Genomic DNA, 1,467 nt, shown 5'->3' with positions numbered 1-1,467 from the left:
TTAAAGGCATTTTTCTCCGCATCTGGGGTCATTAGCCTTGCCGGCAACGGTTACGTATATGAAACGTTTGGCATTTCGAAGCACTTTCCTGTCAAGTTACAAGAACTTTCGATACTGGCTGAGACGCTCGATAACGCACTGACTGCCAAATGTTTTATATACGATGTTAGCATTTCGTTGTTTCTATTCAAATGTTATTTTATAAGTCAATGGTTCAATTGAAAAGTCATTATTATTCTCAAAGTCAGGATTTTTTATTCTCAATATTTTTGGGTTTTCAGAATTTAATTCTGTCACGCAATAAACATAGTAATTCGAGTAAGTCTTTGATTTTATAAATTCGTTGCGAGTGATAATAAAACTTTTTGCGTTACGATTAACGGAAATAGCTTTAACTTCAATTTGTTTTTGTTTTCCGTCTGGTTCAAAGGATAAAACATCAAATCCAAGTTTCGGGTCGTTTGAAACAAGTCTAACTTTTTCCGCCAACTCAGGATATTCAGCCGTTAAAAATTCGATTTCACTTTCCAAAACAATTTTTTCTGCTAAATCTCCAATTTCCATCAATTTGCGATGATTTTCGATGTAGTCAATTTCATTTGCTGTTTCAGTCAAATCGTCAAGGTCAACAACTTTTTTTGGTGTATAAGTTTCTAATTCTGGTTTCGGCTTTTCTTTCGGTTTATCAGTTGCTTTTGTCTCGGATTTTTGAGTCGGTTTTTCTTGTTTAACTTTTTCTTTTGTCTCGTCAAGTTGAAAACCATAAATCCACAAAAATGAGTGAGCATCAAGGAGTGAAGCGTTCTTAAACCTTTGAGAAAGTTGTTTTCTGAAAAGTTTTATTATCTCATTGAATTCTAAATAGTTTTTCCAAGAGCAATTATGACTTGTTTTAAAGTCAATGTTTATTGAACTAAAAATTTCATCAAATTTCTCCTGTGAGATTGGCATGTATTTTTGATGATTTTTAATAAAAAATAGATACGCAATTAGCTGGTATGAAAATCCTATCTCCACAAAATTATCAAAGGCTATTTCGTCCTTAATTTTTGATTTAAAGAAGTCATAAAGAAATTTTTCATTTTCTCTATTTGCTTTTAATTTCTTAAAATCGTCTTTTTTTCTCCAGTCAATTAAGTTGTTTGATTTTACGTTTATTGCATTCTTTACATTTTTAAGGATTGTCCCAGAGCCAATATCAGTTTCTCTCCAAGTTTTTAGGAGTAATTCATTTTTTGCATCTTCGATAATTTCATATTTGTAATTTTCGTGTTTTGCAACTATCGGATGACTTTTAAAATCAATTTTGCTTTCATCAATTTTTTCTGTCCAGAGTTTGTTAAATCCTGAAAGAACAATTTCAAATATATTTTGACTAATTTCAATCATAGTTCGTTGGTCTCTTTACAATGAATGCTAACGGATGGCGGTATGAAACGTTGGGGATTTCGGAGCTACTTCACTATC

The 1,467-nt window shown here is 31.7% G+C and carries 1 protein-coding gene; it reads right to left on the bottom strand.

The genetic code is table 11. The features are described 5' to 3' along the window. Positions 1 to 183: 183 nt before the first annotated feature. On the bottom strand, positions 184 to 1,389 hold the full coding sequence (locus ATH1_RS0115450; RefSeq protein ID WP_010423708.1) for a protein NO VEIN domain-containing protein: 1,206 nt from the start codon (positions 1,387 to 1,389) through the stop codon (positions 184 to 186). Positions 1,390 to 1,467: the final 78 nt, after the last annotated feature.

The organism is Anaerophaga thermohalophila DSM 12881 (assembly GCF_000191885.1).
Lineage (GTDB): Bacteria > Bacteroidota > Bacteroidia > Bacteroidales > Marinilabiliaceae > Anaerophaga > Anaerophaga thermohalophila.
Note: the sequence above shows the minus strand (reverse complement) of the source record. Positions and strands in the feature narration are given on the sequence as shown.

Coding starts and splice junctions, on each gene's coding strand:
- ATH1_RS0115450 (WP_010423708.1), bottom strand. CDS start 1,389: ATGATTGAAATTAGTCAAAATATATTTGAAATTGTTCTTTCAGGATTT.